The 23,813-nt window shown below is 59.9% G+C and carries 18 protein-coding genes and 1 tRNA gene; 11 read left to right on the top strand and 8 right to left on the bottom strand.

All coding sequences use genetic code 11. The features are described 5' to 3' along the window. Positions 1 to 60: 60 nt before the first annotated feature. The 3 genes from GGQ99_RS08175 to GGQ99_RS08165 all read left to right on the top strand — a co-directional run bounded on the left by GGQ99_RS08175 (position 61) and on the right by GGQ99_RS08165 (position 6,129). Positions 61 to 1,926 carry a site-specific DNA-methyltransferase gene (locus GGQ99_RS08175; protein WP_183261907.1) on the top strand — a complete coding sequence of 622 codons (1,866 nt, stop codon included), beginning with the start codon at positions 61 to 63 and terminating at the stop codon, positions 1,924 to 1,926. 127 nt (positions 1,927 to 2,053) lie between these two features. After that, on the top strand, positions 2,054 to 5,155 hold the full coding sequence (locus tag GGQ99_RS08170; RefSeq protein ID WP_183261905.1) for a type III restriction-modification system endonuclease: 3,102 nt from the start codon (positions 2,054 to 2,056) through the stop codon (positions 5,153 to 5,155). 50 nt (positions 5,156 to 5,205) lie between these two features. Next, complete coding sequence (locus tag GGQ99_RS08165) at positions 5,206 to 6,129, top strand: restriction endonuclease (RefSeq protein WP_183261904.1); 924 nt, start codon at positions 5,206 to 5,208, stop codon at positions 6,127 to 6,129. 195 nt (positions 6,130 to 6,324) lie between these two features. Here the strand turns inward: GGQ99_RS08165 and GGQ99_RS08160 are convergent, their stop codons facing one another. Next, positions 6,325 to 7,614: a hypothetical protein gene (locus tag GGQ99_RS08160; protein ID WP_246389444.1), complete on the bottom strand. Its 1,290-nt coding sequence runs from the start codon at positions 7,612 to 7,614 to the stop codon at positions 6,325 to 6,327. Between the two features lie 308 nt (positions 7,615 to 7,922). On the opposite strand from GGQ99_RS08160, the gene GGQ99_RS08155 reads away from it, so the two are divergent. From GGQ99_RS08155 to GGQ99_RS08145, 3 genes are all read left to right on the top strand, one after another. Then, the gene (locus GGQ99_RS08155) at positions 7,923 to 8,354 is read left to right on the top strand and encodes a hypothetical protein (RefSeq protein WP_183261902.1); all 432 of its coding nucleotides are present in this window, start codon (positions 7,923 to 7,925) and stop codon (positions 8,352 to 8,354) included. Between the two features lie 959 nt (positions 8,355 to 9,313). Further along, positions 9,314 to 9,637, top strand: a complete 324-nt coding sequence (locus tag GGQ99_RS26355) for a DUF2293 domain-containing protein (protein ID WP_183261900.1) — start codon at positions 9,314 to 9,316, stop codon at positions 9,635 to 9,637. A gap of 577 nt (positions 9,638 to 10,214) precedes the next feature. Next, positions 10,215 to 10,595 (top strand): hypothetical protein, encoded by a 381-nt coding sequence (locus tag GGQ99_RS08145; RefSeq protein ID WP_183261898.1) that lies wholly within the window; start codon positions 10,215 to 10,217, stop codon positions 10,593 to 10,595. Between the two features lie 179 nt (positions 10,596 to 10,774). Here the strand turns inward: GGQ99_RS08145 and GGQ99_RS08140 are convergent, their stop codons facing one another. The 3 genes from GGQ99_RS08140 to GGQ99_RS08130 form a co-directional block, all read right to left on the bottom strand. Next, the gene (locus GGQ99_RS08140) at positions 10,775 to 11,983 is read right to left on the bottom strand and encodes a PD-(D/E)XK nuclease family protein (protein ID WP_183261896.1); all 1,209 of its coding nucleotides are present in this window, start codon (positions 11,981 to 11,983) and stop codon (positions 10,775 to 10,777) included. A 307-nt stretch (positions 11,984 to 12,290) separates the two neighbouring features. Then, positions 12,291 to 12,364: transfer RNA gene (locus GGQ99_RS08135), tRNA-Gln, on the bottom strand. Positions 12,365 to 12,479: 115 nt separating this feature from the next. Then, positions 12,480 to 13,424, bottom strand: coding sequence for a lysylphosphatidylglycerol synthase transmembrane domain-containing protein (locus GGQ99_RS08130; RefSeq protein WP_183261894.1), 945 nt, complete (start codon positions 13,422 to 13,424; stop codon positions 12,480 to 12,482). A gap of 301 nt (positions 13,425 to 13,725) precedes the next feature. Here GGQ99_RS08130 and GGQ99_RS08125 point away from each other — a divergent pair, with 301 nt between their 5' ends. Together GGQ99_RS08125 and GGQ99_RS08120 are read left to right on the top strand one after the other, a co-directional pair. Beyond that, positions 13,726 to 15,078 (top strand): Ppx/GppA phosphatase family protein, encoded by a 1,353-nt coding sequence (locus tag GGQ99_RS08125; RefSeq protein ID WP_183261892.1) that lies wholly within the window; start codon positions 13,726 to 13,728, stop codon positions 15,076 to 15,078. Next, positions 15,075 to 15,794 (top strand): RlmE family RNA methyltransferase, encoded by a 720-nt coding sequence (locus tag GGQ99_RS08120; protein ID WP_108608513.1) that lies wholly within the window; start codon positions 15,075 to 15,077, stop codon positions 15,792 to 15,794. Before GGQ99_RS08125 ends, GGQ99_RS08120 begins: the two co-directional genes overlap by 4 nt. On the opposite strand, the gene GGQ99_RS08115 is transcribed toward GGQ99_RS08120, so the two are convergent. Continuing rightward, positions 15,789 to 17,198, bottom strand: coding sequence for an MFS transporter (locus tag GGQ99_RS08115; protein WP_183261890.1), 1,410 nt, complete (start codon positions 17,196 to 17,198; stop codon positions 15,789 to 15,791). The two genes, GGQ99_RS08120 and GGQ99_RS08115, sit on opposite strands and share 6 nt — an antisense overlap. A 277-nt stretch (positions 17,199 to 17,475) precedes the next feature. On the opposite strand from GGQ99_RS08115, the gene guaB reads away from it, so the two are divergent. Then, entirely contained in the window at positions 17,476 to 18,978 is a 1,503-nt protein-coding gene (gene guaB / locus GGQ99_RS08110; protein WP_183261889.1) for an IMP dehydrogenase, read from the top strand. Positions 18,979 to 18,983: 5 nt separating this feature from the next. Next, positions 18,984 to 19,559: a hypothetical protein gene (locus GGQ99_RS08105; protein WP_183261886.1), complete on the top strand. Its 576-nt coding sequence runs from the start codon at positions 18,984 to 18,986 to the stop codon at positions 19,557 to 19,559. 4 nt (positions 19,560 to 19,563) lie between these two features. Here GGQ99_RS08105 and GGQ99_RS08100 read toward each other — a convergent pair whose 3' ends face one another. Next, positions 19,564 to 20,679: a hypothetical protein gene (locus GGQ99_RS08100; RefSeq protein ID WP_183261884.1), complete on the bottom strand. Its 1,116-nt coding sequence runs from the start codon at positions 20,677 to 20,679 to the stop codon at positions 19,564 to 19,566. Positions 20,680 to 20,791: 112 nt separating this feature from the next. Between GGQ99_RS08100 and GGQ99_RS08095 the strand changes: the two genes are divergently transcribed. Beyond that, positions 20,792 to 21,211, top strand: a complete 420-nt coding sequence (locus GGQ99_RS08095) for an MAPEG family protein (protein WP_183261882.1) — start codon at positions 20,792 to 20,794, stop codon at positions 21,209 to 21,211. A 19-nt stretch (positions 21,212 to 21,230) separates the two neighbouring features. Here the strand turns inward: GGQ99_RS08095 and rnd are convergent, their stop codons facing one another. Together rnd and GGQ99_RS08085 are read right to left on the bottom strand one after the other, a co-directional pair. Beyond that, on the bottom strand, positions 21,231 to 22,388 hold the full coding sequence (gene rnd, locus GGQ99_RS08090) for a ribonuclease D (RefSeq protein WP_183261880.1): 1,158 nt from the start codon (positions 22,386 to 22,388) through the stop codon (positions 21,231 to 21,233). Positions 22,389 to 22,473: 85 nt separating this feature from the next. Then, positions 22,474 to 23,718 carry an MFS transporter gene (locus GGQ99_RS08085; protein ID WP_183261878.1) on the bottom strand — a complete coding sequence of 415 codons (1,245 nt, stop codon included), beginning with the start codon at positions 23,716 to 23,718 and terminating at the stop codon, positions 22,474 to 22,476. Positions 23,719 to 23,813: the final 95 nt, after the last annotated feature.

The following is a 23,813-nucleotide window of genomic DNA, read 5'->3' as shown; positions in this document are numbered from 1 at the left end:
TTTCTCTATAGCTATTTAGGCTGGAAGTACGACGTCGTAGAACTTGGGAAGAATTGATTTATGGAAAAGCTGAAGATGCACAGCCCTGACCTGAGCCAGGAGAACATCGCCAAGATCCGCGACCTGTTTCCCGGCTGCGTGACCGAGGCACGCGACGAGGTGACCGGCAAGCTGCGTCTGGCCGTGGATTTCGATCAGCTTCGGCAGGAATTGAGCGACAGCATCGTGGAGGGACCGCAGGAGCGATACAGGCTGGATTGGCCGGGGAAGCGGGAAGCCGCGTTGGCCGCTAATTCGCCGATTGCCAAGACATTGCGGCCCGTCCGAGACCAGAGCATTGACTTCGATGCGTCGAACAACCTTCTGATCGAAGGCGACAACCTTGAGGTTCTAAAGGTCATTCAAGAGTCGCTTCTTGGTCGAGTGAAATTGATCTACATCGACCCACCCTACAACACCGGCAGAGATTTCATCTACGACGATGATTACTCACAGGGAACAGGGGATTACCTGAATCTGTCTGGGCAGGCGGATGAGGGCGGCAGGCGGCTCGTGGCCAACACCGAGGCAAACGGTCGTTTCCATTCGGATTGGCTTTCCATGCTGTATCCTAGGTTGCGCTTGGCCAAGAACCTTCTCGCAGACGACGGCGTCGTCTTTGTCTCGATCGACGACAACGAGGTCGATAGCTTGAGGAAGATGGGAAGCGAGATTTTTGGCGACTCGAATTTTGTCGCTACAATCATCTGGCAGAAGGTCTATGCACCGAAGAACTCCGCGAAGTGGTTCTCAGAAGATCATGATTTCATCCTGGTGTTCGCGAAGAATAAGGAGGTTTGGTTCCCCAACCCTCTACCTCGCACGGACGAGATGGAGGCGCGCTACAAGAACTTGGACAACGACCCTCGCGGGCCGTGGAAGGCCGAGAACATGACCGCGCGCAACCCTTACGATGCGGGCGTCTATTCTCTTACAACACCATCCGGCAGGGTAATTGCCGGACCGCCAACTGGAACCTACTGGCGCATCAGCAAAGAGAAATTCTTGGAGCTCGATGCAGACAATCGAATTTGGTGGGGAAAAGATGGAAGCAACTCCCCAGCAGTGAAAAAATTTCTTTCTGAGGTCTCGTCAGGGCGAACACCTCAAACCCTCTGGTTCTACAATGACGTAGGTCACACCCAAGATGCCAAGAAAGCACTTCTTAAATACGTTCCCTTCGAGCATACCGAAAATGTCTTGAACTCGGTAAAGCCTGTGGAGTTGCTTCAGCGCATCGTTCAATTGGCCACTAAGCCCGGAGAGGGCGCTATCGTGTTGGATTTCTTCTCCGGCAGCGCGCCGACGGCCCATGCCGTCATGCTACAAAACCGTATGGACGGCGGCAATCGGCGCTTTATTGGTGTTCAGATTGCTGAGCCCCTGCCTGTCCCCGAAACCAAGATGGAAACTATCTTCGATATGGGACGGCTTCGCCTAAGCAACGTTGTTGAGGAATTCAAGGCTGAGGGCGACGAAGTCACGGGCTTCCGGGTGTTAAAACTCGACACTTCGAACATGAAGGACGTCTACTACCGCGCCGACGAACTCAAACAGGGCAACTTGCTCGACATGGTCGACAACGTCAAAGAAGGCCGCGCCGCCGAGGACCTACTGTTCCAGGTGCTAGTTGACTGGGGTGTGGACCTGACGCTGCCGATCCGCCGCGAGACGGTGCTGGGAAAGACCGTGCTCTTCGTGGATGAAAATGCCTTGGTTGCCTGCTTCGATAAGGGTGTTTCCGAGGATCTAGTCAAGGATCTGGCAAAGCGCGAGCCGCTGCGGGTCGTATTCCGCGACAGCGGTTTTGTCTCGGATGCTGTGAAGATTAATGTTGAGCAGATATTCCGCCAGCTTTCCCCAACCACCGACGTCAAAGCAATCTGAGGCCGCTCTTGCAGACTTGGTGCTCACTCCGCTGTGAATGGGATGGCGCTGAAGGCAGCACGAAGCATGAGCATTCTACGAAAGCCCCAAGAGAGCTACGAAAGAAATTTAAGAAAGCCGACGTCCGATGAAGCTCAAGTTCAAGGTCCAGCCGTATCAAACCAACGCCGTCGATGCGGTTGTCGACTGCTTCGCAGGCCAGCCGAAGAACGATAGCCTGTCCTACCGGATCGATCCAGGTCGCAAGGCACAGACAAGCGCGTTCGAGGAGGGGTTCAAGAATTCTGACTCTGCTCTCAGTGAGCCGCAGATCCTGGAGAACATCCAGACAGTCCAGCGTCGCCAGAACCTGCCCCTGTCGCAGTCCCTAATCGATTTCACCACCTTTAACACCCGTGGTGAGCGCGTTGCCGTGGCTGCGGCTTACAAGAAGGACGCTCTCGCCGCGACCCGCATCCATCTCGACGTCGAAATGGAGACGGGGACTGGCAAGACCTACTGCTACATCAAGACCATCTTCGAAATGAACAAGCGGTATGGCTGGTCGAAATTCATCATCATGGTGCCGTCCATCGCCATCCGCGAAGGCGTTGCAAAGTCCCTGGAGATCACGGCCGATCATTTCACAGAAAGCTATGGCAAGAAGGCCCGGTTCTTCATCTACAGTTCCAAGCGTCTGCATGAGCTGGAGAGCTTTTCGTCCGACGCCAGCATCAACGTCATGATCATCAACATCCAGGCGTTCAATGCGCGCGGCGCTGATAACCGCCGCATCTACGAAGAGCTGGATGATTTCCAGTCTCGAAGGCCGATCGACGTCATCGCCTCGAACAGACCGATCATCATCCTCGACGAGCCGCAGAAGATGGAAGGTGCAGCGACGATGGAGGCGCTGCCAAAGTTCAAGCCGCTGATGATCCTGCGCTACTCGGCGACCCACAAGACGCAGCACAGCCGCATCCACCGGCTCGACGCACTCGATGCCTATAACCAGAAGCTGGTGAAGAAGATCGCCGTTCGCGGCATCCACACCCGTGGGCTGGCAGGCAACAATGCTTACCTCTATCTCGAAGGCATCGACATCTCGAAAAGGGCGCCGGTCGCTCGCATCGAGCTTGAGGTGAAACTGGCCTCCGGGGAGATCAAGCGGCAGCTTAGGCGCCTGGAATTTCGCGACGATCTGTTCGTGCTGTCCGGCGAGCTGGACCAGTATCACGGTTTCACGATCAGCCAGATCGATGCTGTCAACGAAACAGTCGAGTTCACGAATGGCTTTATCCTGAAGGCTGGCGAAGCCAATGGAGACGTGTCGGAGCGCGATATTCGCCGCATCCAGATTCGCGAAACCATCAAGGCACATTTCGACAAGGAGAAGCAGCTCTTCTCCCGTGGCATCAAGGTGCTATCGCTCTTCTTCATCGATGAGGTGGCGAAGTATCGCGATTACGCCCAGGCGGACGAGAAGGGCGAGTATGCCCGCGTCTTCGAGGAGGAGTATGCGCTCCTGAAGGAGGAATACCTGTCACAACTGGCGATCGACAACGAGGCTTACCGGAAGTATCTGGCCGGCATCGACGCTGCAACAACCCACAATGGCTATTTCTCGATCGACAAAAAGACCAATCGCCTGAAGGACCCCGACGTCTCCAGGACCGGCGACAACAAAGGGCAGTCCGAGGATCCGGACGCCTACGACCTCATCCTGAAAGACAAGGAACGGCTGCTCTCGTTCGGCGAGCCCACACGGTTCATCTTCTCCCACTCGGCCCTGCGTGAAGGGTGGGACAACCCGAACGTCTTCGTCATGTGCATGCTGAAGCACAGCGACAACACGATCTCCCGTCGACAGGAAGTCGGCCGCGGATTGCGCTTAAGCGTCGACCAGAATGGCGACCGGATGGACAGTCCTGCGACGGTGCACGACATCAACGTGCTGACGGTCGTCGCCAGCGAGAGCTACAGGAACTTCGTCGACGCGCTTCAGAAGGAGATGGTCGAGGCGCTCACGGCACGTCCGCGCCAGGCGAATGAGGAGTATTTCAAGGGTAAGGTGCTGCACACCGAGGGCGGAATTGTCGAGGTGTCGCCAGACATGGCGGCAGGTATCGAGTTCTTCCTGGTTCAGAACGGATATGTCGATCGGCAGAAAAACATCACCGAAAAATACCTGCGCGCTCGTGAAAGCGGAACCATTGAGGATCTGCCCGATGATCTGAAGCCCTACACCGACCAGATACTAGAGCTCGTCGATGGCGTGTTCAATGAACTTCAGTTGCCGAAGCTGCAGGATGACCGCCGCTCGAAGAGCAATCCCCTGAACGACAACTTCCACCGCAGGGAATTCCAGGAGCTCTGGGGCAGGATCAACCAGAAGGCCGTCTATCGGGTTGAGTTCGATCCGGGTGAACTGATCCGCAAAAGTGTCAGCGCGCTCGACAGCCATCTTCGTGTGACGCCGCTGCAATATACCGTCACGAGTGGGATCCAACAGGAAGGCCTGACCTATGACACGATCGGGGATGGCAATAGCTTCCGCGAAAAGGAGCAGGCAACCTATCAGGCGGAAACCGTCACATCGCTGGTGAAGTACGATCTGCTTGCTAAGCTTGCCGATGCCACGCAGCTTACGCGGCAAACGATCGCTGAAATCCTGTCGAAGATCCAGCCGAGTGTGTTTGCTCAGTTCAGACAGAACCCCGAGCACTTCATCAGCGAGGCCTCACGCCTGATCATCGAGCAGAAGGCCTCGATGGTGATCGAGCGCCTGACCTATGATGCTGTTTCAGAGCGATACGAGAGTGATATCTTCACCGCGAGCCAGACCGTTCAGGATTTCTCCAGGGCTAGCGAAAAGCTGAAGAAGCACGTCTACGACTACGCCCTTCTCGACTCCGACACTGAGCGGCGCTTCGTCGAGCAGTTGGATACGAGCAGCGAGATCGTCGTGTACGCCAAACTGCCGCGGGGCTTCTCAATCCCGACCCCGGTTGGGGACTATAATCCAGACTGGGCGATTTCGTTCAAGGAAGGCTCGGTCAGCCACATTTACTTCGTCGCTGAAACCAAGGGCACGCTGTCGTCGCTGAAGATGCGGGAATTCGAGACTACAAAGATCGAGTGCGCGCGACGGTTCTTCACAGAGATCGGCAGCAATGTGACATCAGATCAGGTTAAGTATGACGTTGTCACGGATTATTCGAGGCTTATGGATGTGGTGAGGAGCACATGAACCCTACGGCTCGCCGTCTCCGCCAATCCTTAGCGCTGGCAGTATGAGCGATGATCCCCGATTACCAGACACTCATGCTGCCGGTCCTGCGTCTCGCCGCCAAGGGTGAAACGCGAGTGGCCGATGTTGCCGAGCGCATTGCCGATGAACTGGGTTTGAAGCCGGAGGAGCGGGATCAGCTTTTGCCGAGCGGGCGCCAGCGCCTGCTGCACAATCGCATCCACTGGGCAAAGTTCTACATGAGCAAAGCTGGACTCATCGCCTCGCCCGCGCGTGGCCGCTTCTTCGCGACGGACAAGGGCAGGGCACTTCTGGCCACGGCACCGGAGCGGATCGACGTCAGCCTGCTGATGCGTGAGCCGGTGTTTCGCGAGTTCTATCGCAATGAGGGAGTTCTTACTGAGGACGAGGTCGCATCCGCGAAACCGAGCGAGGCCACTCCTGGGACCACCACACCGGAGGAGCAGATCGACGCTGCCCATGCCGCTCTAACGGCAGCCCTGCGCGACGAGCTTCTGGAACGCATTCTTTCGAACAGTCCCACCTTCTTCGAGCAATTGATCGTCGACCTCCTGGTCGCTATGGGCTACGGCGGTAGCCACAAAGATGCTGCCGCTCAGCTCGGCCGCTCCGGTGATGGGGGTGTCGACGGAATCGTCAATGAGGACCGTCTCGGCCTCGACCGTATTTACGTTCAAGCAAAGCGCTACGTTCCAGGCAATCCGGTTGGCCGTCCGGACGTCAACGGTTTCGTCGGCAGCCTCGTCGGCCTCGGCGCCACGAAAGGCGTCTTCGTCACCACCTCGACCTTCAGCCAACCAGCTCGCGACTACGTCAAGCATCTCGCACAGCGGATTATTCTGATAGATGGCCGGGAACTAGCTGATCTTATGATCGAGCACGACGTCGGGGTACGAGGCTACCGGGCCGTTGAGTTCAAGCGGCTAGATGAGGACTTCTTCAGTGATGAATAATCGATCGCGGCTGGGAGATCGGCTGCCGTTTCTCTCCAATTTCGAACGGGACGAAGCAAGTTTTTCCCGAGGAAATGTCGAGTCGCTAAACGCTGGCGAACAGTTGCAGCGCCGAGTTAGGAGCCTCATTGACGAGCGGAGCGCGGGCGGACCTAATAACTTGATATACCAAAGCCTATCCAAGTTTAACCAGACCTACTCACTCATCTCTCCTCTTACTTCCCTCTGAAGCCCAGCCAGCGCTCGCTCCACCATCCTCGTCAGCTCTTCGTACGCGATCATCGTTCCGTACGCGCCGGCGCCCGCTCTCAGTTTGAGCGGCATCTTGGTTCCGCTCATTCTGTGCCATCTTCTGATGGTTGGCATTTCCAACGCACGCAGCTCCTCTTTCGCATCTTCCCGGATCTGGAGTCCGAGTACCCCTGCGTTCAGGAACCTTTCCTTCCGGTATTCCTCGACCTTTCGTTTGACTGCCGCTGATCCAGGTCGCGCACTTCCAGGCCGGACGATCGCGAAAGTCGGCTTCATGAATTGGAAGAAGCCTTTCTGGAGGCGCGTGATCTTCAGTGTTTCAAGATCGCTGAATTGTTCCAGCCCTATCTCTCGGCAGCCCTCACGTCCGAGCGTCACCTCAATCCGGGCCCGCTTCTTGTCATCCGGCAGCTCATCCCAGGTGCCTGCAGCCTTGTTCTGCTTATCCAGCACCTTGTTCTGAATGCGCCAGAAGGCTCTCGGGTCATCGCGTTCACCGACATAATAGGTTGAGCCGTAAAGTGCCTGGCGATCCATTCCGGGTGTCATGCGGCCTCCGATGTCGAGGCTGCTATCGCTATCGTTGCGGCTCACCGTATAGTCAGTTTTCTCGACGCTCCCCGGCATGAACCGCGGCCACATCCTGCTGCTCTTCAAGATGCGTGTCGAAGGAAAGAAGTGCCGGACCAGAACTCCATGCATCCTGGCTCGAGCATCCTCGCTCGGCGATTTCGGGTAGAAGTCGAGACTGATTTCGATCCCGCGAATGCCCACGGGCTTTGCAAGGCCATATACGCTCTCGAGGTCGTCCAGCACCTTCCGGACGGCTCCAAGATCTGGCTCCTGGACGCGCAGCTTGTAGCACGTTGCCGTTTTGCCTTCCCCGAGGTCCAAGGCTTCTGGGAATTCCTTCCGGCCAGTCAGCTTCTCGATGCGGTCGTTCAGTTTCCAATACTGAGTGCGTCGCGAGAGTTCGAAATAGATATCTATCCAATCGATTACAGCGTTGCACTGGTAGCTTCCTAGATCAATCTGCGGGGTCAGTGCAGCGCGGTTGACGAAGCGCGCCTGTGAGCGCCTGAGCGTCTTCTCGGCATATGTCAGTGTGACCGGATCTGTGAGTTCTCTATTCCGATACAAGATGACGTCGTGTTGCAGGTCAACCTCCGTGTGCCATGGCATTTCAGATAGACCGGTGACACGAGCCGAGCGCAATCCATCCAGGGCCAGCATGCCTAAGCAGATTCGGGTTGGACGAAAAAGGATCGTTGGGCCGTCGAACCGGCGTCCGCATCCCGGAGGATGCTTCAGACAACACTGTCTGTTGCAGATAAGCCGCAACGTCGATGCGGTTGCTACGGCAGAACGCTATAATTCTCCGCAGAAGCAAAGCATAAAGCGGGAGATGATCATGATGGGCGGTCAATGCTTGGCAGCAGCAAATAAGAAGGTGAAGCGGAGCAAGAGCCATCAATCTCCCTTGAGCAAACTAGGACGCCGATTGCCCGGCGATCCCTAAAGCTCAAGAAGGAGATTTTATCATGAGCAGCACGCCCGCCGTCCCGTCGATGAATATGGCCAACTTTAGCCTTCCGTATCCGGATGAGCTCGCGAAGCAGTTCGGTGCCTCGGGCTTCGTGATGTCGATCCGTCGGCTCTATGAGCTCCTTGCAAGGGAAGCGGACGACAACGATCCCGTAGAGGCGGCGCTTTTGCGCAAGGCCGCAGGGCATTATCCTGACACCTATCCGGGCGGTGATGTCATCATCCGGGATAGTCTGACCAACATCGTCGCTGATGAAGATGATTGGGACGAGTTGACGGACAAGCAGAAGATCTTCCGCGGAAACGTCAACGCCGCAATCGCGAATGTCGATCGCATCCGCTACGAGCTGGAAATGATGATCGACAGCTACGATGTTGCCGATGAAGTTACCCGTGTCCGGCGCGAGCTTGCGGCAATTTCGATTTGATGTAGACAGGGCTGGCCATGCAGGTGGTCAGCCCTGTTACCAAAGGAGGCTTCACGGCCAGGTCACTGCACGGACATCAGCGGTTCTCTGTTTTTAGCCTCCTTCCATTCCGCAGCTACACACCGCCAAACGTTCAGTTCTGGCCGATTTGAGAGCCCTTCGGCATGCGGGCGCTTCTAATAGAGCTGCCCTTGAATGAGTATTTATCGCTTCGACGTGCCCCAGCCTGGATATGTTTTCGAGTTGATCCGTCAGCGCTTCCGCTCGTCTAGGTCAATTGTTGAGCGTGTCGGATCAAGGTCTGCACGCAACTATTGATGCAGGAGCATGTCGGTGAGGCGCGATCCATGACCTTTCTTGTGATGCATTCTGCGAGAGGGCTATGCGAACCTTTACGTTTTCCAGCAAACTCTGAAAACGGGCATTTTTGTCAAGAAAACGGAAAGTTTTGTCAAGGTTCCGCCCGGAAATGCAGGGCTTCTGGGTAGCCAACCTTTACATTTGCCTTGCGCAGAATTGTCATTTTGGCCCGAAACAGCGACCGACCTTTACATAGGGCAGGGGCTGTCAAGGTATTATGTAAAGGTAGCTTTCGGAAAAGGTGGCTCGCGCCCTTCTCAAGGTGAAGGCGAAGTTCCGAAGCATGCTACTGGCTGAGGAGGATACATTCGCCGGAAGTCCTCGGGTGCAAAAGGCATCCCTATCAGCAGCGCCAGTTTCCCTAGGGCTTCGCTTCTCGAGTCAAACAAGGCTCGCAACTACTCAAGGCCACTCCCCAGGAAGCGGGCATTATCAGCATGCGGCGAAAGTTCCGCAGAGATCGAACCGGGCGCAGTTGGATGTGGCGAATACCCGTTCGAACGAGCTGTGAATAACTGTCGAAAGTAAGCAATACCTTATTTTACTTCAAATTTTTGGATGCACTATAAGGGCGCTCCTTCGCCGATGAGGAGCACGGTGTGCGCACTTTCCCTGTCGATGCCATAGAACGGCATATTCGTCAAAATCATCCCGGCTGCCCTGATTTCGCGGTTGCTTATTTTGCCCTCGAAGTTGCTCAGAAAGAGTGGCGGGATGCACGGCTGGGCAAGGCCGTCGGCATAACAATGCAGAATTTTCTCCGTCACGAGATGACAGACTACGACACGTTGCTCTTGCAGGGTATGGACCGACTGGAGGCTCGCGCTCGTGTTCAACCGCGTATCGATGTGATGCTGAGAGTCTGGAGGAGAAGGTCCGGAGCGGTCAAGACAAAGCAAGCGCAGGAGGTAGGCGATGTCTAACCCGGAAGCTCGAATTGCCCTTGCATAGCTAATTGCCAATCGGATGGCTGAACTAGGCCTCAAGAGGCCTGAGTTCATGAAACTTGCGGGCTTCACTACAAAGTCGTCATTCGGTTCATACTTGGCAGGCTTCTCAAAGCTAAATCTTTGGCAGGTTCCGCGCGTTGCAAAAGCCCTGCAACTCGATGAGCGGCAGATCCTCATGATGTGCCTCGCGCAGGAACATGACAGTCAGATAATGTCTTTGTTTCAAAGGCATATGAGGTCGCAGAAGAGAGGGAAGCCAGCCTCGGAACCTTGATGAGCGCTATGTCGCTGATCAAGCCGGGCGCAACCGACCGGCACCTTTTCGCGCAGAGTTGCCCTTTTTGCGTGCCACCAGCCACTTCCATAACAAGGTCAGATGCTTAGGTGTCGATGTCAATCATGGCGGGTGATTGGGCGGGCTTTTCCTTAGGTTGGCTATCGGTACGGGCTGTCAGCGCCACGACACCCTCGAGGCAGGTCGATGGGAGTTAAGCTGCCCCGACTCTCGCGCGCTATAAATGATGCATCTACACAAGCGCAGGAGTGATCAATGACCAGCCGTGCCTCTAGCCTCGTTTCTTTCCTTAGCGGTCGGATGTCGGAAGTGCCGGTTCCTCCGGAAAGTTTCTTGGCAGGTTCTCTCTTCCAGATGATCCTCCGCGGAGACGTCAAGCTTCCCCTTGATCGGGTGGAGGAGGTTGCCTTGGTTCTCGGTGTTGATGCACGGCAGCTCTTCCGCTTGGCCGCGCGCCAGTTCTACGATGAGGAGGCGATTTGCCTGTTCGAACGCATGTTCGGCGCGTCCATGACGAATGAGGAGCAGAAGTGGCTCCATGAAATTCGGTCAGCAGCTGAGGGCCATGTCTCTGAGCCGAATGCGACGGCCAGGCGTCTTGTGCGGGCATTGGCCAAGCCTCAGGCTTCCGCATAGTCTCTTCTCAGTCCTTTGGTGGGTGTGGACGGCCGATCCCTAGGATCGCTGCCGTTCCCCATCCCCGCTCCAGGCTGTGTCCATTTTTGCGAGTCTCGGATACTTCCAACTTGGTCCGACTGGAAGCCGATTTTCGGCCGCAAGTAGCTCCGCTGCCTCGCGGGGGCTCCACAGCGGCACTAGCGATCCGCCGGGAGGGCCTCGGCCAGCCCGTCGATTCGTGCCGACAGGGTGGCGGTCAACTCCTGTGGTTGCTGCGCATCGAGGCGATTGAGGGCGACTTCAAGCTCCCCATCCCGAAACAAAGCTTTAGACCAGTCTTTGATTTGTTGGTGCATTGCCGCGAGCTGATTAAGTTCACTGTCGTCGGCCAGGTATTCCTGGAGGCTTTTCTGCGAGATATAAAGTGTGTGTCCGTTCTCTTTGCTGCTTCCACTGGCAACATGGACGACACCACCGGCCTTCCTGGCCTCTGCGACCTTTCTACGGAGTATGGAAACCACCTCGTCGCGTCCGTCGACGTTCGAAAAGGATTCGATGCGCATCATCAAGTCGACGCTGTTGTCACTGCCGTCGGCAAATTTCACCTTGTGGTCATGGTTCGAGTAGAGAAAGCCAATCGTTATTGTCCCGTTCCATCCGGACCGCATGAAGACAATCGCCACACGTCCATACTGTTCCTTTACCGACTGCACCTCCGGCGCTTGGTAGTACTTCGGAAGGAAATCCCAATCGAATTCGTTCATCAGCTTTTCGCAGTAGCGCCAAAGCCGCTTCGTGAAGTGTTTGGTCGCTAGATACTGACCGAGCAAGCTTTGAGAAATCGGCTCCTGCGGGCTCAGACCCTGTTGGTCCATGAATTCCAGCAATTCGCGCGTCGCTCGGCAACCGTCGGAGCTGGCGGACAGATAGGAAAATAGCTGATCCCATCGGACCGCTCGAAATGTCGAGGTGAGTGACTCAGAGTCGCCTTCCGCCCGACGACAATCCATTGCGCTCGGGCTTATGAACACGAGGTGGGGGTTTTCTGCGCTCGCTAGGAGCCGATCATACTTGCCAATCTGCTCCTTGCTGTATGGGGCTCCCCACTTCACCTCAACAAGCACCGTGAAACCCTCGCCGGATGCAAGAGTCCCTCGGATGTCGATATCAGGATAGATCGTCGATGCCCGCTCGTCGTCGAGATGCGAAGCGCGCGTAGTGATGACGAAGTCGGCGTCGCTTATTGCCTGGCCGAGAATATTATCGAGCCAGCTTTTGCGAAGCTCCACGTTCACGCGTAGGCAGTAGACAAAGGCTTCTGTCAGAAAGTTCTCCGCAGAGATCCTTTTGTCGGAGGGGCGCCATTGAAAAAGACTAAGCAAGAGATTTGCGTGCGTATCGCTCATATACTGCCCCGAATGACTCCGGGACGCGCGGACACGCGCATCCCTCGCCCTTATCAGCTATGTATCTTGAGGCTGCTGCCATTGAACAGTCCTATTCCATCGCCTGCGCCGCCTCTATTTGCTGGAAAGGAAGCACGCCCTCTCCAGTCACAGCATTATCGATGAAATATGGGGCTGCCCGCGTGGCAGCACTCCGGGTCCCTTTCCGAGAGGTCGGCGGTGATCCGGAAAAGTGATGCGGAAAACTGTTCCGGTTACCGTAGGGCTCGGTTGAGCAAGTAATTGAAAAATATAGAAAAAATACTATTGGCTGGGGAACCTGGATTCGAACCAGGACTAACGGAGTCAGAGTCCGTGGGTCTACCGTTAACCTATTCCCCAGCATGGCCGAAACTTGTCCGGCGCTGGCGGGTCGCGTTTGACGCGGCCACCTGTGCGCGCCTTGTAGCCGCCGGCGGAAAATAGTCAACCCCATCAGTTGCGGCAATTTCGGTTTTCAGGCCTCGTCCTTGTTGGCGCTCCGGCCGAACTGCGAGTGCTCGAAAGCAAGCACCGCCATGACCCCCAGAATGAGCGGGATGATGAGGTAGAACAGCCTGAAGACCAGAAGTGCTGCCAGCACCGCCGCCGGGTCCATTTCCGACAGGCCGGTGAGAAACACCACTTCGAGCACGCCCAGTCCGCCCGGCGCGTGCGACGCCTGCGCCACCGCGAAGGAGAACAGGAAGATGCCCAGCACGATCAGGTAGCCCGGATTGTGCTCGGCGGGCAGGACGAAATAGATGATCGCCGCAGCCGCCAGTATTTCCAGCGGGCCGATGATCAGCTGGCGTGCCACGATCGGCAGTGCCGGATAGTGCAGGCGGAAGCTGCGGATGGCGAGCGGCTTGAGATGCAGCCAGCTGCCGAAGACATAGGCGCCGACCGAAAGCAGCATGGCAACGCCCAGCGCGATCCACCATGCTTCGTGGCTGCCCTCGGTGTAGCGGTCGAGCAGGCTCGGCTCGAGCAGAATCACCACGCCGCCGACGAACACGCTCGAAAGCACGAAGGTGAACCAGCAGATGCCGACGAGCACGCCGACCTCCTGGCCGGTCAACCCCTTGGTGGCATAGGCGCGATAGCGGATCACCGCGCCCGAGAATACCGAGCCGCCGATATTGTGCGAAAGGGCATAGGTGGTGAAGGAGCAGACGGTGACGAAGAACCACGACACGCGCTTGCCGATATGCAGCAGCGCTATGTGGTCATAGCCGGCCAGCGCGCCATAGGCGACGATGGAGCTGATCGCGGCGAGTATCCAGCCGTGGAAGGGGATGGCGGTCAGGCCGCTCCACACATCGTCGAGGGAGATTTCGCGCCATTCGTGATAGAGCAGCCAGGCAGAAACGGCGACGGCGCCGAGCCCGATGACGGGCCAGATGAAGTCTTTGATTCTCATGCAGGAGCGCTTGCCCGTTCCTTTCGGTCTGGCGTTTCAGTTCCTCGTTGTGGCAATGCGTCCGCTCGCATGACCGGCTCGTCCTTCAGCTTTGCCTCATCGAAGCCGGCTATTCAACCCGACCCGTGATTTTCGATAGCGATGCAGCCGGCCACGCGGCGAGGCCGGGACGCGCCGGCCAAATTTCAGCGCCGGCGGGCCTTGGTGATCGGGTCCCGCACTGATAGTCTGGCGCCAACACAAGATGATATGCGCGTGCAGCGTCCGAAGGGTTCGCGCGGCGCCAGAAGGAAATTGCAGGGTGAAGGACCGCGAAGCCGACGTCAGCGCGTCGGATGCGGGTGTCTCCGGGGATGGTCCGTCGCGTCATGGCGGGGAAGCTCCCCGACCGGGCCGTCAGGCCGCCGTGCGACCGGTCAACGGTCACGGCAATGGGGACGCCGCGCAACCAAAAGGCAAGACCAGGAAAAGGCGTAAGCGCCGCCGCGGCCGCAAGGTTTTTGCGCGCGACGGCGTTCAGCTTGCGGCCGGCGGCAAGCCGGCGGAGTCCACAGTACCCGTGGCCGGGCCAGCGGTTTCTCTGAAGCCAAGCAACCCGGTCGCAAGGCCGGAGGTGGCCGAACAGCCGCGCCGCATGCCGGTGTCGGACCTGCCGGTCTTTGCGGCGCTCGACCTTGGCACCAACAATTGCCGGCTGCTGGTGGCTGTGCCGGGAAGGCCGGGCCAGTTTCGCGTCATCGACGCCTTCTCGCGCATCGTGCGGCTGGGCGAGGGCCTCTCGGCGTCCGGTCGGCTCGGCCAGGCGGCCATGGACAGGGCGGTCGAGGCGCTCAAGGTCTGCAGCGACAAGCTGCGCAACCGCAAGATCAAGAAAGCGCGCCTGATCGCCACCGAGGCCTGCCGTTCGGCCGCGAATGGTGCGGAGTTCATTGATCGCGTCGAGCGTGAGGCAGGCCTCAAGCTCGAGATCATCGACCGCCAGACGGAAGCGCGGCTGGCTGTTTCGGGATGCGGCTCGCTGGTCGAGCGCGACACCGACGGGGTCGTGTTGTTCGACATTGGCGGTGGCTCCTCCGAGATCGCCCTGATCGACGTTTCGCGCCATCGCTCGCCGCGGCTGGCGAATCATATCGTCTCGTGGACGTCGCTGCCGGTCGGGGTGGTTTCGCTCGCCGAGCGCTTCGGCGGCCGCACGGTGACGCGCGAGATCTTTGCTGCGATGGTCGAGGATGTTGCCACCCGCCTGCGTTCGTTCGACGGGCGCGACCGCCTGGCCCATGTCGTGTCGAGCCCGAAATTCCACCTGCTGGGCACCTCGGGCACGGTCACCACGCTCGCCGGCGTGCATCTCGAACTCGACCGCTACGACCGCCGCCGCGTCGACGGACTGTGGATGGACGGAACCAGCGTCGACCGCATGGTCGAAAAAGTGCTCGGCTGGGATTTCCAGCAGCGCGTGGCCAATCCCTGCATCGGCGCCGACCGCGCCGACCTGGTCCTGGCCGGCTGCGCCATCCTGGAAGCGATTCGGGCGGTCTGGCCGTCGGAACGGCTGCGCGTCGCCGATCGTGGCTTGCGCGAGGGCATTTTGAGCGAATTGATGGCCGACGACGGCGTGTGGCGCCGCAACTGGCGGAACGGACAGCGTACATGACCAAGAAACCAAAACCAGCGGTAGGAGCGGGCGCGACGCGCGTGCTGCGCACCAAGATCAAGAAGAAGCACGGCCTCAAGGAATCGTCGCGCCGCTGGCTCGAGCGCCATATGAACGACCCCTACGTCCAGCGCTCGAAGGCCGACGGCTACCGCTCGCGCGCCGCCTATAAGCTGATCGAGATCGACGACAAACATCATCTGTTGAAGACGGGCATGAAGGTCATCGACCTCGGTGCCGCACCCGGTGGCTGGTGCCAGGTGGCGGCCGCCCGCACCAACTCGACGGCGGAAAAGCCGCATGTCGTCGGCATCGACTATCTCGAAATGGATGCGGTGCCCGGAGCGCCCGTGCTGCTGATGGATTTCCTCGACGATGCCGCCCCGGCACGCCTGTCCGAGGCGCTCGGCGGCGCGCCTGATCTGGTGCTGTCCGACATGGCGGCGCCGACGACGGGGCACCGGCGCACCGATCACATCCGCACCATGCATCTCTGCGAGGTTGCTGCCGATTTCGCCATTTCGGTACTGAAGCCCGGTGGCCATTTCCTGGCCAAGACCTTCCAGGGTGGCACCGAGGCAGAGCTGCTGACCCTGCTCAAGCAGAATTTCCGCACCGTCCATCACGTCAAGCCACCGGCCTCGCGCGATGAATCGGCCGAGCTCTATTTGCTTGCCAAGGATTTCAAGGGCAGGTCCGAGCCTGACGCCTCATAGCTGCTGCGGCTCGTCGGCCTCGTGCTGACGCAGGCGGTGGCCGGAAACCGAGCCGCCGGCATCGGCCGCCATGCGTGCGTACATGAAAGCCGGCAGTCCCGAAATCAGTGCGACTGTCAGGAACGCGAAGGTGAAGCCGGCCCCGCCGATCGCCTGGCCGGTGGCCAGCGACCATATTTCGAGCGCGCCGCCGCCGACTGCCACGCCGAGCGCCACCGAGGTCTGCTGGGCAACGGCCGAGATGGCGGTTGCCTGGCCGCTCTGGGCGGTCTCGATGTCGGCAAAGACCAGCGCGTTCGACGAGGTGAAGAACAAGGACCGCAGGAAACCTGACAGGAACAGCACCAGAAGGATCACGAGATAGGGCGTCTGGGATGTGAACAGCGCATTGGCCGCCATCAGGCCGGCTGAAACCACCGAAGCGACCGTCAGCACCGTGCGGAACCCCATGCTCTTCAGGATCTTCGGCGCGACGAACTTCATCGACAGCGCTCCCGCTGCGGTGGCGAAGGTGATCATGCCCGACTGGAATGGCGACAGCCCGAAGCCGAGCTGGAACAGCAGCGGCAAGAGGAACGGCGCCGCGCCGACACCGACGCGGAACAGCGAGCCGCCGACAATCGCCGTGCGGAAGACCGGATTGGCGAAGAGTTTGAGTTCAAGCAGCGGGTAGGGCGTCCGGCGTGCGTGGCGGATGTAGAGCAGCGCTGCGGTAAGGCCAACGGCAATGGTGACGACGCCGACGACAGGCGGCAGCGCCGGCAAGCTGACCACCGACAGGCCGAAGACCACGCCTGAGGCAGCGATGGCCGACAGGAAGAAGCCGGGCACGTCGATCGGTCGCGTTGCCTCCGGCGCAATCTCGGGCAGGAAGCGCCCCGACAGCCAGATGCCCAGCGCGCCGATAGGAATGTTGATCAGGAAAATCCAGTGCCAGGCGAAGAAGGTGGTGATGAAGCCGCCGACCGGCGGGCCGATGAGCGGACCGACGAGTGCTGGGATGGTTAGCGTTGCCATTGCCGCCACCAGGCCGCTCTTTTCGGTGGTGCGGACCAGAACCAGCCGCGCTACCGGCGTCATCATCGAACCGCCCATGCCTTGCAGGAAGCGCGCGAGCACGAATTCGCCGAGCGACCCCGAGATGGCGCAGGCGACCGAACCCAGCATGAAAACGCCGATGGCGACGCGGAAGACCAGCTTGGCGCCGAAACGGTCGGCCATCCAGGCGCTGATCGGGATGAATATGGCGAGCGAAACGAGATAGGCCGTCAGCGCCAGCTTGAGCGCGATCGGGCTCGTGCCGATGTCGGTCGCGATCGCCGGCAGCGAGGTGGCGATGACGGTCGAGTCCATGTTCTCCATGAACAGGGCGACGGCAAGGATGAGCGGGGTGGTTCTGTTCACGGACTTTCCGCAGTGGCGTCTGCATCTGCCGGCAGCCAGGCCGCCGTCCGATCCGACCGTTAACATGGATGCGGCAGCCTGTCCGCAGCCAACACATGCGGCCCGTGCGGTCCAGTCGGCACGATGAAATCGCCTCCGTGTCAATTGCGCCTCAAGCTGCGCTTTTCATCGGCTCGAAGACGTGGTACCAGCCACCGCCAATCCTGAAAGGGAAAAGACGAGTCGGCGCTGCATACCAACTGGTTCCAGCGTCCTTTTACGTATTCCGAGGTTGGCCATGGCAAAAATCATTGAATCCTCCACCGGCGCTCTGGCGCTGACCTTCGACGACGTGCTGTTGCAGCCCGGCCATTCCGAGGTGATGCCCGGCGAAACCGACATCAGCACCCGCATTGCCGGCGATATAGATCTCAACGTGCCGATCATTTCGGCGGCCATGGACACGGTGACTGAAGCCCGCCTGGCGATTGCCATGGCCCAGGCCGGTGGCATCGGTGTGATCCATCGCAACTTTACCCCGGCCGAACAGGCCGAGCAGGTCCGCCAGGTCAAGAAGTTCGAATCGGGCATGGTGGTCAATCCGGTCACCATCGGCCCGGACGCCACGCTGGCCGACGCACTCACCTTGATGCGAACCCACGGCATTTCGGGCATTCCGGTCGTCGAAAATGGCGGCGCCGGTGGCCAGAAGACCGGCCGCCTGGTCGGCATCCTGACCAACCGCGATGTGCGCTTCGCTTCCGACCCGGCGCAGAAGGTCTATGAGCTGATGACGCGCGAGAACCTGATCACCGTCAAGGAAACGGTCGAGCAGGACGAGGCCAAGCGGCTGCTGCACCAGCACCGCATCGAAAAGCTGCTCGTCGTCGACAAGCACGGCAATTGCGTCGGCCTCATCACCGTCAAGGACATGGAGAAGTCGCAGCTCAACCCGAACGCGTCCAAGGATGCGCAGGGACGTCTGCGCGCCGCGGCTGCCACCAGCGTCGGCGATGACGGCTTCGAGCGTGCCGAGCGGCTGATCGACGCCGGCGTCGACCTGCTCGTCATCGACACCGCCCATGGCCATTCCCAGCGCGTCCTCGATGCGGTGGCGCGGGCCAAGAAGATTTCCAACTCCATCCGCATCATGGCGGGCAACATCGCCACCGCCGACGGCGCCCAGGCGCTGATCGACGCGGGCGCCGACGCCGTCAAGGTCGGCATCGGGCCGGGCTCGATCTGCACCACGCGTATCGTCGCCGGTGTCGGCGTGCCGCAGTTGTCGGCCATTATGTCGGCCGTCGAGGTGGCACAGAAGGCCGGCGTGACCGTCATCGCTGACGGCGGCATCAAGTATTCGGGCGATCTCGCCAAGGCTCTGGCCGCTGGCGCCGGTGCGGCCATGATCGGCTCGCTTCTCGCCGGTACCGAAGAGAGCCCGGGCGAGGTCTACCTGCACCAGGGCCGCTCGTTCAAGGCATATCGCGGCATGGGTTCGGTGGGCGCCATGGCGCGCGGCTCGGCCGACCGCTACTTCCAGGCCGAGGTTCGCGACACGCTCAAGCTGGTTCCCGAAGGCATTGAGGGCCAGGTGCCTTACAAGGGCCCTGTCGGCGGCGTCCTGCACCAGCTCGCCGGCGGCCTCAAGGCTGCGATGGGATATGTCGGCGGGCGTAATCTTGCCGACTTCCGCGAGCGCGCCACTTTCGTGCGCATCTCCAATGCCGGCCTGCGCGAGAGCCACGCCCACGACGTGACCATCACGCGCGAAAGCCCGAACTACCCCGGCGGCATGTGAGCCCAATGATCGTGCGGCTGCGGCGTCACGCGGCTGCGCTAAGCGTCGTCACTGCGGCAGTATTCGCCGCAATGACGCTGCTGGAGTTCTTCTATTTCCGCAGCTTGAGCGGCGGCCTGCCGTCGCTCGATCTGCGTTTCTGGGGGTTCTCCGACAGCGAAGGCTTTGCCTGGATTGCGGCTCTCGGCCGGCCGGGCGCCGAGATCATTCTCGTCTGGCACTACCTGACCTTCGACCTGGTCTTCCCAGCGCTGCTTTCGGCGACGCTGGTCAGCCTGATCCTGAAGGCCGGCGACAGGCTGCCGCGTTTCGCTGGCCTTTCGGAGACGATGCGCTCGGTCGCAGCACTAGCGTTGGTGCTGCCCTATACGATTGCCGACTATGCCCAGAACATCGTCGTGGCGCGGATCCTCGCCGACCCGCCATCGGCGGGAGCCAGGTCGATGGCGCTCGCCTCCGGCCTGATCGTCGCCAAGTTTGCGTTTCTGGCTGTATCGGTCGCGGTCGTCGCAACCTTTGTACTTGCGGGCTTGCGAAGCGTCAGGCGATCACCAGCCACCGGCGACCGCAAGGTACGCTGATCGGCTATAGCCGAATGGACAATTTCTGTTTCTTGTCGATGTCCGATGCGTCGATGAGTTCGAGGTATTGCGCAAGCAGCCCACGCAGGGCTTCCCCCTTGGTGCCCTCGTCGTGGTCTTCCTTGGCAGCGTCCCTGGCGATGCCGGACAGGTCCAGTTCCATCTCGGGGGCATCCTGGCCAGTTGCCGGGGACGACACGGTTTCGCTCATCCCGCTTAGGGCCTGGACTATTGCCAAGGCCGCCTGCGAACTGTCCGTGCCGGACGTGTCCTTGCCGGCCTGAATTTCCTCGAGGGCGTCTCTGATCTTCTCGGGAATGGCTGCTGCTTCGTCGAGCTTTTCCTTCGCTTCGGCTGTCCGGACAGCCTTCAGGTCCTCGGCAATCGTTTCCTTGTCGACGACGTCGATTGAAGACCCTTTTTGGTCGGCGAGGGTCTCTTCGACCGACTTGGCCCCGGACGTTGCCGCTTCCAAGCGCTGCGAAACCTTGCTGCCGGCCTGGCCGGCAAGGCCTTCCGACACCGCGTCATACACCCTCCGCGCGGCGTCGCTTTCCGGTTCCGCGAATGCCTTGAACAGATCGACTGCGCTCATCCCGTCCAGACGGAAGCCTGCCGCATCCTCCAGCGCCTTTCTGAGGTCGCCGTCGCCTGCCAGAAATTCGGTCTTGAATTTCTCCAGGACGAGTTTGGCAACAGCCCGGAAGGTAACGCCGTTCTCGCCGGGTTTCGGGATCCGGAAGTCGTCCCCCGAACCGACGCCGACATTCTTGATCAGCGCTTCTTCACGCCACTTGTTGCCGGCTTCGACGGCTTTGGGGTCGCCGTCGCTGCCCACACCCAGCTTGTCGTTGAGAAAGTCGACGGCCCTCTCGACCATCGAGAACATCACTTCCATCGGCGTCAGGCTGATGCCGAAGTAATACTCGTTGATGGCCTGCATGTCTTTCGGGCGGGCCGGCGCAGTCTGGGCCATGTCGCCGAGCGGCTTCATGCCCCCCGCAGCCTGCGCATCCTCGCGCATTGCGCGTTCACGGGCATAGGTTCCGGCTTGGATGACTGCTAGAGCAGGTTGGTAGCGATTGGCGGTTGCAGGGAGCATCATGTTTCGGTCGACCATTGAACTGCTGCAGCACAGTTTCGATCATGATCCGTAAATTCTCCATTAAGCAGAAATGGAGTGCAGCAATTGATGGTCAGATTAGTCGATCATTTTTCTTGAGGTTATGCTTGTGAACCAGACCGCTATTTTCTGGCCGATGCTCTCGCAGGTTCTTTTGGTCTACATCGTCTATGTCGTGCTGGGCCTGCGGCGCAGGCAGGCGGTGCGTGCCGGCGAGGCGCGTGTGAACCAGTTCAAGACACGCGTCGCCGAGCCGGAGTTGAGCGTCACCGCCGCCAACAACACCAGCAACCAGTTCGAACTGCCGGTGCTATTCTACACAGCGTGCCTGGCACTCTACGTGACCGACGGCGCGTCATTTGTCAGTGTCGGGCTGGCCTGGCTGTTCGTGGCGACACGTTATGCGCACGCGTGGGTTCACCTGACCGCCAACCGGGTCAGGCTTCGCAGCCTGGCCTTCATTCTGGGCTGGCTGGTACTTGGGCTGCTGTGGATCTGGTTCGCGCTGCATCTTGCCGGCGCGGTCTGAGCCGCGCCGATCAGGCCGTTCAGGCTTCGATCTCGAACACTGCGATCTTGCGCTTGTCGAAACGGATGGCGATTTCGCCGCGCACCAGCTTGAGAGCGGTTTCGCCGAACACCGAGCGGCGCCAGCCCTGAAGGGCAGGGACGTCGGCGGCCTCACCTTCGGCGGCGATACGGTCGATGTCGTCGCCCGAAGCAAGCACCTTGGGCGCCACGCCTTCTTTTTCCGAGACCAGGCGCAGCAGCACCTTGAGCAGTTCGGCGGCCGCGCTCGAGCCCTCAGGTGGCTGGAAGGTCTTGGGCAGCTTGGGCATCTGGTCGCGCGGTATTTCGAGCGCCGCGTTGACAACGGCTAGCAGGGCGGTTGCCGACGAGGAGCGCTCCCAGCCCTTGGGCGTGGTGCGCAGCCGCGACAGCGCCGTGGTGTCGCGCGGCGCCTGCTGGGCGATCTCGTAGATCGCGTCGTCCTTGAGCACGCGCCCGCGCGGCACGTTGCGTTCGCGCGCCTCGCGCTCGCGCCAGGCGGCGACGGCCTGCACGATGGCCAGTTCCTGCGGTTTGCGCAGGCGCATCTTCAGCCGCTTCCAGGCGTCTTCCGGGTGCGGATCGTAGGTTGCCCGCGAGGTCAGCACTTCCATCTCTTCGTTCAGCCAGTGCGCGCGGCCTTCGCGCTCGAGCTCTGTGACGAGATGTTGGTAGACATCGATCAGGTGGGTGACGTCGGCCAGCGCATATTCGAGTTGCTTTTCCGACAGCGGCCTGTGGCGCCAGTCGGTGAAGCGCGATGACTTGTCGATGCGGCCGCCGGTGACCTTCTGGACGATCTGCTCGTAGGAGACGCTGTCGCCGAAGCCGCAGACCATGGCCGCCACCTGCGTGTCGAAAACAGGGTGAGGGATCAGTCCGCCGAGATGGAAGACGATTTCGATGTCTTGCCGCGCGGCATGGAAGACCTTGGTCACGGCCTCGTTGGCCATCAGGTCGAAGAACGGCTTGAGGTCGAGCCCAGGCGCCAGCGGATCGACCAGCGCCGAAACGCCAGGCGCTGCCATCTGGATCAGGCAGAGCTCGGGCCAGAAAGTGGTTTCGCGAATGAACTCGGTGTCGACCGTGACGAAGTTGGATTTTTCGAGAGCGGCAACGGCGGTATCGAGTTCGTCCTGGGTCGTTATTACATGCATAATATTGCTTTTATCAGAACGCGTTGTCTTTCCATTTCAGTCGAGCGGGCATTCGTCAAGCGATTGCCGCATCCGGAGAGGAAGTCTAGTCGGCATCCGAACCATTCGTTGGGCCATTTCGCCCGGCTAGGCGGGCGAAAATCGGCGACGTCCGCAGCAAGGCGATGAAGCGGCCGCGCCGGCCGGCCGGCACCGGCGAGCGCGATCCCATGCGATAAACGATAACCGCCACGAACGCGACGTAGACGGCTGCGCTGAAACTGAAAAGCGCATGTGGTCCAAACTGTTCCATGACGATCGAGGCCACTAACGGACCCGCGATCGCGCCGACCGAGTAGAACAGCATCAGTGCGGCGTTGATCAGCACGAACTCGCCCTTTTCCGCCCGGTCGTTGGCGTGCGCCGCCGACAGCGAATAGAGCGGCATGGCGAACGAGCCGAAGATGAAGATCAGTACGAAGTTGGCCAGCGGCGAATTGCCTGCAAGGAAAACCAGCATCAGCGCCGAGGTCATCGCGCCGACGGTGGTGACAAGCAGCACCTTGCGGCGATCCCACAGGTCGGACATGTAGCCGAGGGGGTACTGGACCAGCGCGCCGCCGATGATGCCGACACTGACGAAGGTGACGACGTCGGTGACCGACAGGCCTATCTGTTCGGCGTAGATCGGGCTCAGCGTCCGGAACGCGCTGTTGGTGACGCCGACGAAGATGCAGCCGATGCTACCGAGCGGCGAGATGCGCCAGGCGCGCTTCAAGTCGAGCTTGACGTCCTCCGGCGGCGTCGGGTTGGAGCGGTCGCCGAGCGACACCGGCACCAGCGACAGCGTGATCATGATCGACATGATGGCGAAGATGGTGAAGCCGCCGGCGCCGAACACCGGGATCATGAACTGCGCGCCGGTCACCGAAGCGATGTCGATGATGCGGTAGATGGCGAGCACTCGGGCCCTGTCATGGTTGGAGACGCCCGAGTTGAGCCAGCTCTCCATCACCGTGAACAGCCCGGCGAAGCAGAAGCCCGTGGCGAAACGGATGAGCGACCACATCACCGGGTCGATGACCAGCACCAGCATCAATGTTGCGGCGGCAGCGATGGCTGCCAGCGCCGCGAAGGCCCGGACATAGCCGACGGCCTTCATGATGCGGGTGATGAAGATACAGCCGAGCAGGAACCCCATGAAGTAGAAGGTGCCCATCAGCCCGATGGTCGATGCCGAAAAGCCCTCCTGCGCCCCGCGCAACGCAATCAAGGTGCTTTGCAGGCCGTTGCCGCCGAGCAGGATGCCGGCGGTGATCAGAAGCGGGATGAGGGGACGTATGGAGGACATTCGGCAACGCGAGAAAAGGTGAGTTGGCTATAGTTAGGCCATTCGGTCAATGCCAGTTGGCCACTGGCGCGACATATTCCGCCGGCTGCGCCAAC

The organism is Aminobacter niigataensis, from assembly GCF_014200015.1.
Lineage (GTDB): Bacteria > Pseudomonadota > Alphaproteobacteria > Rhizobiales > Rhizobiaceae > Aminobacter > Aminobacter niigataensis.
This window is presented reverse-complemented; position numbering and strand designations above follow the sequence as displayed.